This is a genomic window from Hydrogenobacter subterraneus (assembly GCF_055390195.1).
The window spans coordinates 1513158-1526859 of record NZ_AP042473.1; the positions used below are offsets into that span (position 1 = coordinate 1513158).

General features: G+C 43.6%; 15 protein-coding genes and 1 CRISPR repeat array. Of the genes, 4 read left to right on the top strand and 11 right to left on the bottom strand.

Annotated elements, in window-relative coordinates; genetic code table 11:
• Window positions 1-135: 135 nt before the first annotated feature.
• From ACZ5GB_RS08350 to ACZ5GB_RS08395, 10 genes are all read right to left on the bottom strand, one after another.
• Window positions 136-1065 carry a dihydroorotate dehydrogenase gene (locus ACZ5GB_RS08350; RefSeq protein ID WP_464326766.1) on the bottom strand — a complete coding sequence of 310 codons (930 nt, stop codon included), beginning with the start codon at window positions 1063-1065 and terminating at the stop codon, window positions 136-138.
• Complete coding sequence (locus ACZ5GB_RS08355) at window positions 1058-2002, bottom strand: NAD-dependent epimerase/dehydratase family protein (protein ID WP_464326767.1); 945 nt, start codon at window positions 2000-2002, stop codon at window positions 1058-1060. Before ACZ5GB_RS08355 ends, ACZ5GB_RS08350 begins: the two co-directional genes overlap by 8 nt.
• The gene (tatC, locus tag ACZ5GB_RS08360) at window positions 1999-2733 is read right to left on the bottom strand and encodes a twin-arginine translocase subunit TatC (RefSeq protein WP_464327829.1); all 735 of its coding nucleotides are present in this window, start codon (window positions 2731-2733) and stop codon (window positions 1999-2001) included. Before tatC ends, ACZ5GB_RS08355 begins: the two co-directional genes overlap by 4 nt.
• A complete protein-coding gene (locus tag ACZ5GB_RS08365) occupies window positions 2687-2983 on the bottom strand; it encodes a Sec-independent protein translocase subunit TatA/TatB (protein ID WP_464326768.1) in 297 nt (98 codons plus the stop codon). The genes tatC and ACZ5GB_RS08365 overlap by 47 nt, the downstream gene beginning before the upstream one ends.
• 19 nt (window positions 2984-3002) lie before the next feature.
• Window positions 3003-3548, bottom strand: a complete 546-nt coding sequence (frr, locus tag ACZ5GB_RS08370) for a ribosome recycling factor (RefSeq protein ID WP_464326769.1) — start codon at window positions 3546-3548, stop codon at window positions 3003-3005.
• Between the two features lie 16 nt (window positions 3549-3564).
• Window positions 3565-4281 carry a UMP kinase gene (gene pyrH, locus ACZ5GB_RS08375; protein WP_464326770.1) on the bottom strand — a complete coding sequence of 239 codons (717 nt, stop codon included), beginning with the start codon at window positions 4279-4281 and terminating at the stop codon, window positions 3565-3567.
• Window positions 4281-5144, bottom strand: a complete 864-nt coding sequence (gene tsf, locus ACZ5GB_RS08380) for a translation elongation factor Ts (RefSeq protein WP_464326771.1) — start codon at window positions 5142-5144, stop codon at window positions 4281-4283. Before tsf ends, pyrH begins: the two co-directional genes overlap by 1 nt.
• Window positions 5145-5156: 12 nt before the next feature.
• Entirely contained in the window at window positions 5157-5984 is an 828-nt protein-coding gene (rpsB, locus tag ACZ5GB_RS08385) for a 30S ribosomal protein S2 (protein WP_464326772.1), read from the bottom strand.
• A gap of 84 nt (window positions 5985-6068) precedes the next feature.
• Window positions 6069-6917 (bottom strand): Hsp33 family molecular chaperone HslO, encoded by an 849-nt coding sequence (locus ACZ5GB_RS08390; RefSeq protein ID WP_464326773.1) that lies wholly within the window; start codon window positions 6915-6917, stop codon window positions 6069-6071.
• A 185-nt stretch (window positions 6918-7102) separates the two neighbouring features.
• Window positions 7103-7564, bottom strand: a complete 462-nt coding sequence (locus tag ACZ5GB_RS08395; protein WP_464326774.1) for a coiled-coil domain-containing protein — start codon at window positions 7562-7564, stop codon at window positions 7103-7105.
• Between the two features lie 218 nt (window positions 7565-7782).
• Here ACZ5GB_RS08395 and ACZ5GB_RS08400 point away from each other — a divergent pair, with 218 nt between their 5' ends.
• Both ACZ5GB_RS08400 and ACZ5GB_RS08405 read left to right on the top strand, forming a co-directional pair.
• The gene (locus tag ACZ5GB_RS08400; RefSeq protein WP_196607743.1) at window positions 7783-8631 is read left to right on the top strand and encodes a hypothetical protein; all 849 of its coding nucleotides are present in this window, start codon (window positions 7783-7785) and stop codon (window positions 8629-8631) included.
• Between the two features lie 40 nt (window positions 8632-8671).
• Window positions 8672-9256: an RNA ligase partner protein gene (locus tag ACZ5GB_RS08405; protein WP_464326775.1), complete on the top strand. Its 585-nt coding sequence runs from the start codon at window positions 8672-8674 to the stop codon at window positions 9254-9256.
• A gap of 4 nt (window positions 9257-9260) precedes the next feature.
• On the opposite strand, the gene ACZ5GB_RS08410 is transcribed toward ACZ5GB_RS08405, so the two are convergent.
• Window positions 9261-10358 carry an RNA ligase gene (locus ACZ5GB_RS08410; RefSeq protein WP_464326776.1) on the bottom strand — a complete coding sequence of 366 codons (1098 nt, stop codon included), beginning with the start codon at window positions 10356-10358 and terminating at the stop codon, window positions 9261-9263.
• A 91-nt stretch (window positions 10359-10449) separates the two neighbouring features.
• Between ACZ5GB_RS08410 and ACZ5GB_RS08415 the strand changes: the two genes are divergently transcribed.
• Window positions 10450-11301: a prohibitin family protein gene (locus tag ACZ5GB_RS08415; protein ID WP_464326777.1), complete on the top strand. Its 852-nt coding sequence runs from the start codon at window positions 10450-10452 to the stop codon at window positions 11299-11301.
• Window positions 11298-12668 carry a phosphoglucomutase/phosphomannomutase family protein gene (locus tag ACZ5GB_RS08420; RefSeq protein ID WP_464326778.1) on the top strand — a complete coding sequence of 457 codons (1371 nt, stop codon included), beginning with the start codon at window positions 11298-11300 and terminating at the stop codon, window positions 12666-12668. The genes ACZ5GB_RS08415 and ACZ5GB_RS08420 overlap by 4 nt, the downstream gene beginning before the upstream one ends.
• Before the next feature lie 20 nt (window positions 12669-12688).
• Window positions 12689-13518: direct repeats of the CRISPR family, unit length 29 nt; unit sequence CTTTACATCCCACATAGTTCAGATAAAAC.
• Window positions 13519-13702: the final 184 nt, after the last annotated feature.

Consider the following 13702-nt stretch of genomic DNA (forward strand, 5'->3'; position numbering starts at 1 on the left):
ATACCTTTTTGCTAAAAATAAATGAGACAAACAATGTAGGGGCGGGTCTTGGATCCGCCCAATGTTTTATAATTGGCAGGTTTAAAACCTGCCACTACAGAGGATGAATTTCTCATAAGACTTACCGCAAAAGCATTACCTCACAACAAGCTGATGAGCCTTTCCAACAAGGTCGGTAAAGTTTTCCACAGACTTTTGGCGCATATACTCTTCTATGCCTTCAATGATCCTCAAAGGTGCGTAAGGGTCAAAGAAGTTGGCCGTTCCTACCTGCACGCATACAGCTCCGGCAAGGATATGTTGCAAGGCAGAATCCGTATCGTATATACCTCCCACGCCTATTATGGGGATGGAAGAGCCAAGGTATGAGAAGACCTCCCAGACCATCCTTACCGCTATGGGAAGTATGGCAGGGCCAGATAGTCCACCCATAAGGGTGGAAAGCTCAGGCCTTTGGCTATTTACATCTATCTTCATGCCAAGCAAGGTATTTATTAGCACAAGGCCATCTGCGCCAGCCTCTACGCATACCTTGGCAAAGCTTTTTACATCTCCCGTGTTGGGTGATAGCTTTACAAGCACAGGCTTTTTCACCTTTGACTTTACCCTTTCTATAAGCCTTCTTAGGACCTCTGGGTCATGGCCAAAGAGCATACCACCCTTTTTTACGTTGGGACAAGACACATTTAGCTCATAAGCCACTACCTTTTCGGCCTCCTCAAGGGCAAGACAAACCTCTACATACTCCTCCTCCTCTTCTCCAAAGACGTTGGCTATAAAATTGGTGTCTATCTTTTTTATCTCCGGGTATATCTTCTTTAAAAAGCCTTCCACTCCTGGGTTTTGAAGGCCTATGGAGTTTAGCATACCGCAGGGGGTTTCAGCTATCCTCTCCGGTGCGTTTCCTTGCCTTGGCCTAAGGGATATGCCCTTTGTAACCACAGCACCAAGCTTTGATACATCATAAAGCTCAAGAGCTTCCAAGCCATAGCCAAATGTTCCAGAAGCCACCCATACGGGGTTTTTGAACCTTATACCAAAAAGCTCCACAGAAAGGTCAGGCATTTATACGCCTCCTAAACTCTTCCAAACTCCACCTTAAAGACTCTTCATAGGGAATTGGCTCCCTTCCACATAACTTTTGCACGCCTTGGCTTTCCACCTCTGGGTCAAGGCCACACACATTATCCCTCCACATCATAAGCATCTGGTCCGAGCTAAAGGGTGGTGGCTGTATAATTCTTTCCACCAGTAGACCTGCAAAGTACATAAGGGCCTTCGGCATAGGAAGGAGTATAACTTTTCTTTTCCATGCGCTAAAGATGTCCTCCAGTAGCCCTTTAAAGCTTACCCTCTTGCTACCGCAAAGCTCATAGGTTTTTCCATCGCTTTCTTTTAGGCTAAGGGTCTTAACAAAGGCGCAGGCCACATCCCTTACATCCACCGGCTGGAAAAGGTATGACCCGCCACCGGGCAATGCCACAAGCCTTATATACGTGGTAATGTGCCACATATCGTAAAAAAGCTTTTGCTCTGGCCCAAGCACAATGGAAGGCCTAATTATGGTGTAATTCAGTCCAGACTTTTTTAGCTCTTCCTCCGCCATGTATTTGGTGCGGTGGTACATGGAAGGGGCATCCTTATGGGTTCCAAGGGAGCTCATATGCACCACCTTTTTTATCTTTCCGTATTCCCTTGCGGTCTGGTATAGGTTTTTGGCATAAAGGTAATGCACCCTCATAAAGCTCTGTCCGTGCCTTTTGTCTTCCAAGAGTATGCCTATAAGGTGTATGAGAAAGTCTGGGCCAAAGTCCGAAAAGGCTTTTTTAAGAGACCCGCTGTCTTCAAAATCCACCTTGTAGGCCCTTACCTTATTTTCAAAAAGTCTAATCGTTTTCTCCACATCCCTTACAAGACATCCCACCTCATAGCCTTCCGAAAGAAGCTCCTTTACTATATACCTTCCTATAAAGCCTGTGGCACCAGTGATAAGAACTTTCATTCTTGGACCACCTCAATAGCCTTTTCCTTTTGTTTTCTTCTGCCAAGCTTACCAACCAGCAAGGATATTTCATAAAGCAATATTAGGGGGACTGCCATGAGTATTTGGGTGGTCACATCCGGGGCTATTAAGGCGCCAGCCACAAAGGCAATCACTATAAAGTATTTTCTAAAGGCTTTTAATTGCTCCTCGCTCACAATGCCCGCCCTCTGTAGGAGAAAGATAAAAACAGGAAGCTCAAAGGCTATGCCAAAGCCTATGATCATCTTAAGAAGGAAGGAAATGTATAGGTCAACGGATAAAAAGGGTGTGGCTTGAAGCTGTGAAAGGCCTATACCTAAGAGAAATTTAAGGGCCATGGGAAGGGCCAGAAAGTAGGAAAAGGCTCCCCCAAGAAGGAAAAGAATTATGGAAAAAAAGGTAAGGGGGATTATGAGCCTTTTTTCGTTGGGATATAGGGCAGGTTCCACAAACCTCCAAAGCTGGTATAGGATTACGGGCGAAGACAGTATAAAGCCAAAGACCACGGATATTTTTAGGAGTATAAAAAGCGGCTCCGTGGGGGATAGAGTTATAAGCTCCACCTTTGGGTAGGACCTTTTAACAGGTTCTTTGAGAATTTCAAAAATGTAGCTTGCAAAGTAGAAGGCTACGCCCGTTCCTATAAGGAAGGCTATTATAGACTTAATCAGTCTGCTTCTTAGCTCCCTCAGATGTTCCGTCAGGGGCATCTTGGGAAGTTCCTGCTGTTGCATCTTCTTCTCGCACCTCCTCAGGCTCTTGGTAAACCTCTACATCCTTGCTCTCTTCCATTATTTTTTTGTTTATACTCTCCACATATAGCTGGTATCTTAATTCGTCCCATGTTTCCCTTACTTTGCGTAAAAACTCCCCAAGCTTGGTGGCAACCTCCACCATCCTTTCTGGGCCCAAAAATATGAAGGCAACGGCCAGTATAACCAAAAGCTCGGGAAAGTCCATGGTAAATAATATAAAACTTTTAGCTACCCATTATCTCTTTTTCTTTGGCTTGAGCAAGCTGGTTTATCTCTTCTATGTATTTATCCGTGAGCTTTTGCAATCTTTCCAAAGCTCTCTTTACCTCGTCTTCGGAAACTCCCTCAAGCTCTTCTATCATCTCCTTTGCGTCCCTCCTTATGTTCCTTATGGCAACCCTTGCCTCTTCTGCCATCTTGTGTAGCATCTTTGTAAGCTCCTTTCTTCTTTCCTGGGTTAGTGGTGGCAAGGTTATCCTAAGCACATTGCCCTGCCTTTGTGGTGTGAGGTTTAGGTTTTCCATGATGGCCTTTTCCACATTGGCTATGGCGTTGCTGTCCCAAAGCTGGATGGTTATCTGGTTCACATCGCTTACGCTTATGGTGCCAAGCTGTTTGAGTGGAACCTTTGAGCCATAATATTCCACCTTTAGCTCTTCTACGAGGGATGTGCTTGCCCTACCTGTCCTCAGGCCTGCTATCTCACCCTTAAAATAATTCACAGCTTTTTTCATATCCTCTTCTGTGCTTTTAAATATCTCCTCCATCATGGCTTCTCCTCCTCAATTACCTTACCAAAGAGCCGACCTTTTCGCCCATTACGGCCTTTAGAAGATTTCCGGGCTTTTTTATATTTAACACCAATATGGGTAGCTTGTTCTCCCTGCAAAGGGTCATGGCCGTGTGGTCCATAACTTTAAGGCCCATGCTTATAGCTTGAAGGTAGGATATCTCTTGAATGAACTCTGCATTGGGATTCTTTACTGGGTCATCGGTGTAAATGCCATCCACCTTTGTGGCTTTTATAAAGAGGTCTGCGCCTATCTCAATGGCCCTAAGGGCTCCTGCCGTATCGGTAGAAAAGAAGGGGTTTCCGGTGCCTGCGGCAAATATTACTACTCTACCCTTTTCCAAGTGTCTTATGGCCCTTCTCCTTATGTATGGCTCTGCCACCTGCCTCATATCTATGGCCGAGAGCACCCGTGTTGGTATCTGGGTAAGCCTTTCAAGGGCAGACTGAAGGGCCAAGGCGTTTATAACGGTTGCCAACATGCCCATGTAATCACCGGTAGCCCTGTCTATACCAAGCTCCATTCCCTCCACACCTCTGAATATATTACCCCCACCTATCACTATAGCCGTTTGCACGCCCACATCCACAAGGCTTTTTATCTCATAGCTTATATACTCAAGAAATTTTGGGTCTATGCCAAATTCTTGGTCTCCAGCAAAGGCCTCTCCAGATAGCTTTAAGAGTACCCTTTTATAGACCGGTGCCTCCATCAAGCACCACCCACTTCAAACCTTACAAACCTCTTTATCTCCACACCCGTTGCGCTTTCCTTTATATACTGTCCTACCGTCTTTTTCTCATCTTTTATAAAGGCCTGCTCCAACAGAACCTTCTCTTGGTAGAACTTTTTGAGCCTTCCTTCCACCACCTTTTCTATTATGTTCTCGGGCTTTCCTTCCTGCCTTGCCTGTTCTGTAAGTATCCTCCTTTCCCTTTCAAGGACCTCTGGGTCTACGCTTTCTATGCTAACAAACTCTGGCTTCATGGCGGCTATTTGAAGGGCCACATCCTGCACCACTCTAAGCACGTTATCGTTTATCTGTGATGCGGTGTAATCTATTAGCACGCCAACCCTTCCAATGCCATGCACGTAGGCATGCACATAACCATCGGTATCAAACCTTACAAACCTTCTTAGCTGTATATTTTCTCCTATCCTTGCTATGGCAGACTTTATAAGGTCTCCTACAGTGGTGCTTGTATCCTCAAAGTAAGCTTGATCCTTTATATCCTCTCCAGTGCCAGACTTGTTGGCGTTTTCCGGAAGGCTCGCTATATGCTTTGCCAGTTTTAGGGCAAGCTCCACAAACTGCTCGTTCTTTGCCACAAAGTCCGTCTCACAGTTTAGCTCTATGATTACTCCCTTTTTCCTATCCTCGGATACATAGGTGTAGATTATTCCTTCCTTTGTTTCCCTTCCCGCTTTTTTGTCCGCTTTGGCAAGACCTCTTATTCTCAATATCTCCTTTGCCTTTTCTATATCACCCCCAGCCTCCTCAAGAGCCTTTTTACACTCAAGCATTCCAGCACCAGTCATTTCTCTAAGGGTTTTTACAAGCTCTGCGCTTATCATACTTTACCTCCTTTATTCTTCCTCTTCTGCGCCTTTATCTATGTATTCATACTTTTCGGACATCTCCATGGCCTTTTCAAAGAGTGCCTTTTCTTCTTCTTCTACGGTTATAACCTTTCTTCTTGTCACTTCTACCGCTTCTTCTCCAAGGCTTTCTCTTCTTTGCTTACCTTCCAGTATGGCATCGGCAATCTTTGAAGTCAAAAGCTTTATGGATTTTATGGCATCATCGTTGCCTGGGATGGGATAGTCTATAAGGTCTGGGTCGCAGTTGGAGTCGGCTATGGCTACCACCGTAATGCCAAGTTTCTTTGCTTCTTGGATTGCTATGTTTTCTCTTAATGTATCCACCACCCAGAGAATATTGGGAATCCTCTCCATATTTACGATGCCACCGTAGAGCTTTTTCAACCTTTCCATCTTTCTCCTAAGGGCCCTTACCTCCTTTTTGGGAAGCACATCAAAGACGCCTTCGGCCTCCATCCTTTCAAGGGTGTGGAGCTTTAGTATGCTTTTACGCACCGTTCTAAAGTTGGTAAGGAGTCCTCCAACCCACCTTTCATTTACATAAGGCACGCCAGCCCTTTCTGCCTCTTCCCTAATTACATCCTTGGCCTGCTTTTTGGTGCCTACAAAAAGCACCTCTGCACCCTGAGCCACGCTGTCCGCCACAAAGTGGTAAGCCTGCTCAAGGTAGACCACCGTCTTGTTTAGGTCTATTATGTGTATGCCGTTGCGAACCCCATAAAGGAAGGGAGCCATCTTGGGGTTCCACCTGCTCTTTGAGTGTCCAAAGTGGACACCAGCTTCCAAAAGGTCTCTCATAGATATTACTGCCATACTTACCTCCTTGGGTTTTGCCACCCTTTCCCAAACCCTATTTAAGGGCAACCCAACGGGGAAAGGTGCGGACTTAGTAAAAAATTATAGCATAAGCTGTTCCTTGCTAAAGCGGTATATCTTTTTACAGAATTTACACACCACCTCTGCGGGCCCCTCATTCAATATGTCTTCCAACTCCTCCTCACTCAAAAGCAAAAGGCTTGACCTTGCTATCTCTTCAGAACAAGGGCAGTAATACTCTACCTCCTTTAGGCCTATGAGCCTTGGCTCCATATCCCTTAGGATTGCCATGGCAATATCTTCGGGCCTTAGGCCCTCAAGGCTAAGGCTTTTTATGTTCTCTTCTATCTTACGGACCGATTCCTCCCTTGCACCACCCAAAACCTGCACCAAGTAGGCCAAGGCCTCTTGCACCCTTTCGCCATCGGTCTTTACATACATGTCTATGTAGGTCCTTGTTTGCTCCGACTGTTCAAAATAATAGGAAAGGGCCTCCTTTACATTCCTTCCCACCACTGGCACTATGCTTGTATAGGGTGTGCCAAGCCTTAGCTCCTTTACCACCGTAAGGGTTCCAGAAGACCAGTCCTCCAAAGGATAGCCCTCCATAAAACCCCTTACCCTTCCCATACCATCCGCTTCTGCCACCACCACACCACTATCGTTCTGTATTTTGAAAAGCACCTTTTGGTTTGTGGCATGCTTAACCAAAGAAGTCAAAAGCAAGGCGGATAGTATGCTGTAAGCCATAAGCTTTAACTCTTCCCCTTCTAAGGAGTGGAGCCTCCTTGCCGTCTCCACCGTATTGGTAGCCCTAAGGGCATACACTCTTATGAGGTCCTCCTTTGGAACGGCAATAACCATGTAGTCTTGGTTTTGAAAGTACTCCTTTAGATCCTTTTGCGTCTGCGAGTTTAGGTCCCTATACATAGGATATAAATATAGGTTTTTGGAAGTGTAGGATGGAATGATTTAGCCTGTAGGCTTTTAGCAAGTATTACCTAAGTGCGTAGATTCTCAAAATGGTTGCAATAAAGGTTTCAAATATTTCCCAAAAATCCTTTTATGGATTTATTTACCAAAGTCTCCATTTTCCCATATTCAAACAAATCAAACTATAACAACCCAGCCCTTTTTAAAGCTTCTGCAATCTTTGGGTCTTCTTTTGCTAAATCTTTTAAAACTTTTTCAATTTTATCACCTCTGTCCTCAAGTTCTTTCGTCTTTTTTACCACCGGAGATATGGCAGTTCTTCTATCCCATATGATAAATCCCACAAGGGCTATAATGCTTCCTATCACTATACTCATATAGGTTCTAAAATCGCTCCTAAGTTCGTCTATCTGTTTTTGTAATCCATCCACCTGTCTTTGAAGTCCATCAATCTGTTTTTGAAGTCCATCTATCTGCGCTTGCAAAGCTTTCTGACCTTCTTCTACTTTAACTTCAAGCCTTTCAACCTTTATTTCTATGTTTCTGAGCTTGTCTCTGTCCTCCTGTGTAAAAGGCACTTCCTTGGCTGTGGAAAGACTATAAAAGCTTAGCAGTGTTATAAGCAGTAAGAATACCCTTCTCATAGTTAAAATCATAAACCTTGAGAAAGTCCTTGTCAATTTAAACCTTAAAGCAATCCAGCTTTTTTTAAGACTTCTGCAATCTTTGGCTCTTTCTTTAGTTATAAAATATAAATCATACGCCGAGTGAGAAATTCCCTTTAAGCTAAACCTTCCATATCAATAAAAAGACAGCAGGGCTACTATAATAGTAGCCCTAAAAACCATCGGAGGTTTTTATCATGGAAATTATACCACCTTACCTACGCATCTACCAACAAATCCTAAAAGACCTTGAAAATGCCTTGCCATTCCTTAATGTGCCAAAAGCTAAAGCAGGCAGAAAGCCTAAACTCACAGACATCCATATAGCAGCCATCTTTATACTCTCCTACATAACCAATACAAAAGTCCTCACCTTAGCTAAACTACTTATTGACCCATCCATACAATCATGGCATATCTTCAGAAGATACAGACTCAAGAGAGTATACAGGATATTGAGAGAATACAAGCTTCACAAGCTGAGGCTTATGATTTTAGCAAGGCTTTTGTATGGTAAGAAGATAGAACTTGTAATAGATGGAACCATAGTGGACATAGCCAATGTAAACAGGGCGAGGACACAGAAGATAAGGAGGGTAAGAGGGAAGGTATGGTGGGCAAAGAGGAGAAGGAAGATAGTTCGGAGAGACAATGGGAAGGTAGTGGAGTTTGAGGAGGTCAGGTATGGCATGTTGATGATGGTGTTATGTGATAGGTGGGGAAGAGTTTATGATGTGTGGATAAGCTTTGGAAGTGTGCATGAGGTTAGGGCATTTAGGGAAAGGAAGAGAAGGAGTTTATGGTTTAGGAAGCTTGTGGAGAGTTGTGTGGTGTATGGAGATAGGGGTTATAGGGGTTGTGAAGGTGTGATTGTGTGTGGTAGTAGGGAGATGAGGGCAAAAAGGCAGGTAGTGGAAGGTGTTATAAGTCAGATAAAGCTTTTTAATGCTGGTAGTGGGTGGAGGACTTTAACTTGTGTGCTTGTGTATGTATATGCTTATGCTATTGGATATAGCTATTATAGGAGGGGTGAACTTGAGGTCTAATTTCTCACCCGGCGTTTTCTTTAGTTATAAAATATAAATCATGGAAAAGGACATAGAAATTTTTGTGCTGGATACAAGCATCTTTACCAATCCAGACATATACACCCAGTTTGAAAAGGACCAGATAGGAGCCATAGAAAACTTCATATCTTTGGCACTTCATAGTAAAGCAAGGTTCTATATGCCAACCTCTGTATATGAAGAGTTTAACAAGATGGTAGAGCTTGGAAGCCTTAGGCCAAAGTTTGAGCTTGCTGTAAGGATAAGGTCTCCCAGAAGGTTTAACCTGATGGTGCCAGCAGAGTTCCTTTATGAGTTTATAGAAGAGGTGCGATACAGGATAAACAAAGGGCTTAGGATTGCAGAAGAGCATACAAAGGAAGCGGGAAGGATGAGCGAGGAAGATGTGGGAAGGCTCATAAACAAGCTAAGGGAGAAGTATAGAGAAGCCCTAAGGGCTGGCATAATAGATAGTAAAGAGGACCTTGATGTGCTTTTGCTTGCCTATGAGCTTGATGCCATTTTGGTGTCTGGTGATGAGGGTTTGAGAAATTGGGCTGATAAGGTGGGTATAAAACTTATAGACCCAAAGGGCTTTAGGCATATGCTTGAAAGCTTACTGTAGAGGTTTAGTCTATAAGCGATCCGCCTTTCAAAAGGTAGCCCAAAAGGCCTGTCATGTTGAGGAAAACCTTTTCAAACTCAAGCACCCAAAAATCTCCTTCCTTTTCAAGGGATAACATATTCACTTGTATGTGTGTGGATGCATGTTTTATCTGCTCTAAGAATACCAAAGCCTTTTCCCTACTTCTAAACCTACACCTAAAGACTCTATAAACCTTTCCCTCTTCCCTTGCCATCCTGCAAGCTTCAAAAAGCCCATCAAGAAAGGCTTTTCCAAGTTCTTTTTGCAATTCTTCATCCCCTTTTAGGCCCTCCTCCTCCAAAAATAGCACAAGCCTCAAGAGCCTGTTGGTATAGTAATCTGCAGGAAGGCCAAGCATGTTAAGGGAAGTTATCCTTATATCGTTAAGGTTTGCGTAGCTTGTTATGTACTTTACCCTCTTGTCCCTTTCCGAGTCTTCCTTTAGCACAACACCTTCTCTCTTTTCTTCGTTTAGCCTTTTGAGAAGATTTTTTAGGTCTTCCACCTGCTCTGGAGTGTATAAGCCATACCTTTCCACGCTTGGAAGGTTAAACTCCTCTATTATCCTTAGCTTTTCTCTATAAGGTAGAAAGCTTTTTTGATTTTTTTGCATAATATCAAAAAGGAAAAAGGCTATGTCTTCCTTGATGTATGGCGGACTTTCTTCCACATAAGGGTTTTCTGGGCCAGCCACTTCCATACACAAAACAAGGTCTGGGTACTTTTCAAAGACCTCCAGATTTACAAAATCCTTTACCCTATCAGTGGTAAAGGCGCATACATAACCACCCCTTGTAAGGGCATAGACCTCTCCATTGTGCATAAAGACCCTAACGTTGTAGCCATCTACCTTTTCCTCCACCCAAAAGGGCCCTTCAAACTGCTCCCTTATGCCTGTGGAAAGCTGGAATATCCTGCCTATGTGAGGATAGCCCCAAAGGATGGTATCCTTCAAAAGCACAGTACCCCTTGGTATATCCTTAAAGTCGTCGGTAAAGCGAAGGTATTCTAAGTCTCCATAAACCTCGCTTTTCAGCTTGTTCTTTTTAAGAGCCTCTTTTAAAACTTCTTGTGAAATCATCTACAGCACCATAAAAAATTATAATAGTCCTTAAAGCCCGGACGAGGAATTTTTAGCCAGTGTGTATAATAGAAGCATGGAGGGGTAAAGTATGAAAAAAGTAAATACAGAAGGCTTAAGGTCTATGCCATACCTCGTGGTTTTGCCCATACTAATACTTCTGCTGTTCTTCATAGGCAATCCCTTTGTTATAATACCCTCTGGCTTTGTGGGTGTGAAGAGGACCTTGGGAAAGATAGACCCCACGCCCATGTGGGAGGGCTTGCACCTTAGAATACCCATAGTTCAAAGCGTGGAAAAGGTGGAGATAAGGACAAGGGCTGTGGAGTTTACAAGAGAAAAGAACAACCCCATAAGCTCCCTTTCAAAGGACGGCTTGCCTGTAAACATGGATGTGGCCGTGCTTTATAGGGTGGATGGGAAAAAGGCCCCCGAGCTCCTCAGAGAATACGGTCCAGATTACGAAGAGAAGCTTATAAAACAGATAGTTAGAACCTCTGTTAGGGATGCCATAGCGGAGATGGAAAGCTCGGTGGTCTATCAGGAGAGGACAAAGCTCCAAGAGAAGATAAAAAGGGAGGTGGGAAACCAGCTCATGAAAAGGTATCTAATCCTTGAAGATGTGCTAATAAGGGATATAAGGCTACCAGAAAGCGTGGTAAGGGCAATAGAAGAAAAGCGCAAAGCTTACGAAGAGGCCCAAAGGATGCAGTTTCTTTTGGAAAAGGAAAGACTGGAGGCCGAAAGGAAAAAGGTGGAGGCGCAAGGTATAGCGGAGGCAAACAGAATAATAGCCGGCTCTTTAACCAAAGAATACCTTACTTGGAAGTTTATAGAGAACATTCAAGAGTATGCCAAAAGCCCCAACAACACCATCATACTAATCCCATATGATACAAGGATGACCCCCATAATAAACATACCTCAAGGAGGACAAAAATGATAAAGTTTGGCACCGATGGTTGGAGAGCCATAATAGGCGAAAGCTTTACCTTTGAAAACGTAAGAAGGGTTGCCTATGCCCATGCCAAGGTGCTTCAAAGGAAAGGAAAGAATAAAGTTATAGTGGGCTATGATAACCGATTTATGTCGGAGCATTTTGCCCTTGAGGTTTATAAGGTTTTTAGAACCCTTGGCTTTGAGTGTTATATTGCTAATAAAGCTTGCACCACTCCCATGATCTCCTTTGCCGTAAGGTATATGGGCTTTGATAACGGTGTTATGATAACCGCATCTCACAATCCGCCGGAGTATAACGGCTACAAGATAAAGGACTATTTTGGTGGCTCTGCCACACCAGAGTTTATATCGGAGGTAGAAAAAGAGATTTCAGAAGATATAAAGCCGGAGAACTTTAAGCCAGAGTATATAAACATCTGGGGAGAGTATATGAGGGAGGTAAAAAACAGGATAAACATGGAGCTATTATCACAAAGGGATATGCTTTTGGTCCATGATGCCATGTATGGCTCTGCCCTTGGCACCTATTCTCATATACTCACCGGCACAAAGACCTCTGTTATAAACATAAGAAGCTACAGGGACCCCCTCTTTGGAGGCCATGCGCCAGAACCTGTAGAAAAGCATCTTCAACCACTAATCCTTAAAGTTAGGTCCCTTGGTGCAGACCTTGGCATAGCCAACGACGGAGATGGAGACAGGATAGCCCTTGTGGATGAAAAAGGGAACTTTGTAAACTCACAGCTCATCTATGTGCTTTTGCTTTATCATCTCTTGAAGAACAAAGGGCTAAGGGATGGTCTGGTGGTAAAAACAGTCTCCACCACCTACCTTGCTGACAGGATATGCAAGGCCTTCGGCGTGGAGCTAAAAGAGGTGGCAGTGGGCTTTAAGAACATAAACGAGGTCATAATAAGAGAAAAGGTCCTCTTTGGTGGTGAGGAGAGCGGTGGATATGGCATTGTGGATTTTCTTCCAGAAAGGGATGGACTTTTTACTGGTTTGAACCTTCTGGAGCTTATTATGTTAAAGGACAAGCCCCTCTCTGGAATAATAGAAGAAATCTTTAAAGAATACGGAGAGGCCTACTATAAGAGAGTGGACCTTCATGCGGAAGAGGACAAAAAGGAAAGGCTAAAAGAACTTATAAAGAACCCACCAGAGAAGCTTGGAGACTTTAAGGTTTTTAAGGTAAATACCCTTGATGGCCTAAAGCTCATCTTTGAGGATGATGGCTGGCTTCTCCTTAGAGCCTCTGGCACAGAACCACTCATAAGGATATATGTGGAGATGCCAAGCCAAGAGAAGGTGGATATGGTTTTAAAGGAAGCTGTTAAGCTTTTTGAATAGGCTTCTTACTTTACATCCCACTTTACATCCCACATAGTTCAGATAAAACTAAGGGCTTTAGGGCAGGAAATAGTTGTAAAGGAAGACTTTACATCCCACATAGTTCAGATAAAACGTCGGCTATACGGAAAACCACCGGCCCACTATTACATGCTTTACATCCCACATAGTTCAGATAAAACCACTAAAAACCTTAAAGGAGGTGCGGCTATGCAAAACAACTTTACATCCCACATAGTTCAGATAAAACAAAGAAGGAGGTTGAGCTATGATCAGATTGGGAGAAGCTTTACATCCCACATAGTTCAGATAAAACCTTTTCCTGTACTGCAAGAGAAAACAAAAGAACTGACCTTTACATCCCACATAGTTCAGATAAAACAAACCACTCTCTACCTTGACTATGCTATACAAAAGATGCTTTACATCCCACATAGTTCAGATAAAACGACGAGATCCTCGCAGAGGCGGACAGCAAGAGCTACTCTTTACATCCCACATAGTTCAGATAAAACAGGATTTGAAATAAACGGGCGGGGAGCAAAGTTCCACACTTTACATCCCACATAGTTCAGATAAAACGTTGGGCATCTCTTCATAGACGGGCGGGGAAACTGTGCTTTACATCCCACATAGTTCAGATAAAACCATGAAGTGATTGACGAGATCTGGGCATGGCTACGTCTTTACATCCCACATAGTTCAGATAAAACCTGGGGAGGGGATGGGTGCATCGTCGGATTCTTGCGATCACCCTTTACATCCCACATAGTTCAGATAAAACGACGATATCTCTACTAAGCCCTCTGATATCCCTAAAGCTTTACATCCCACATAGTTCAGATAAAACCCAACACCTACCACCTAAAGCTAATATAGATAATACACCAATTTTAGGAATCTGTCAAGTGGTTCAAGTGGAGCAAAATTTCCGCGAACCTCCAGTTGGGAATTGAGAATTTTTCGCAAAAAGGCTTCTAAGCCTTGATATATCTTATCCAAAAGGTTATGAACCTAAAAAGTAGGTTCACGGA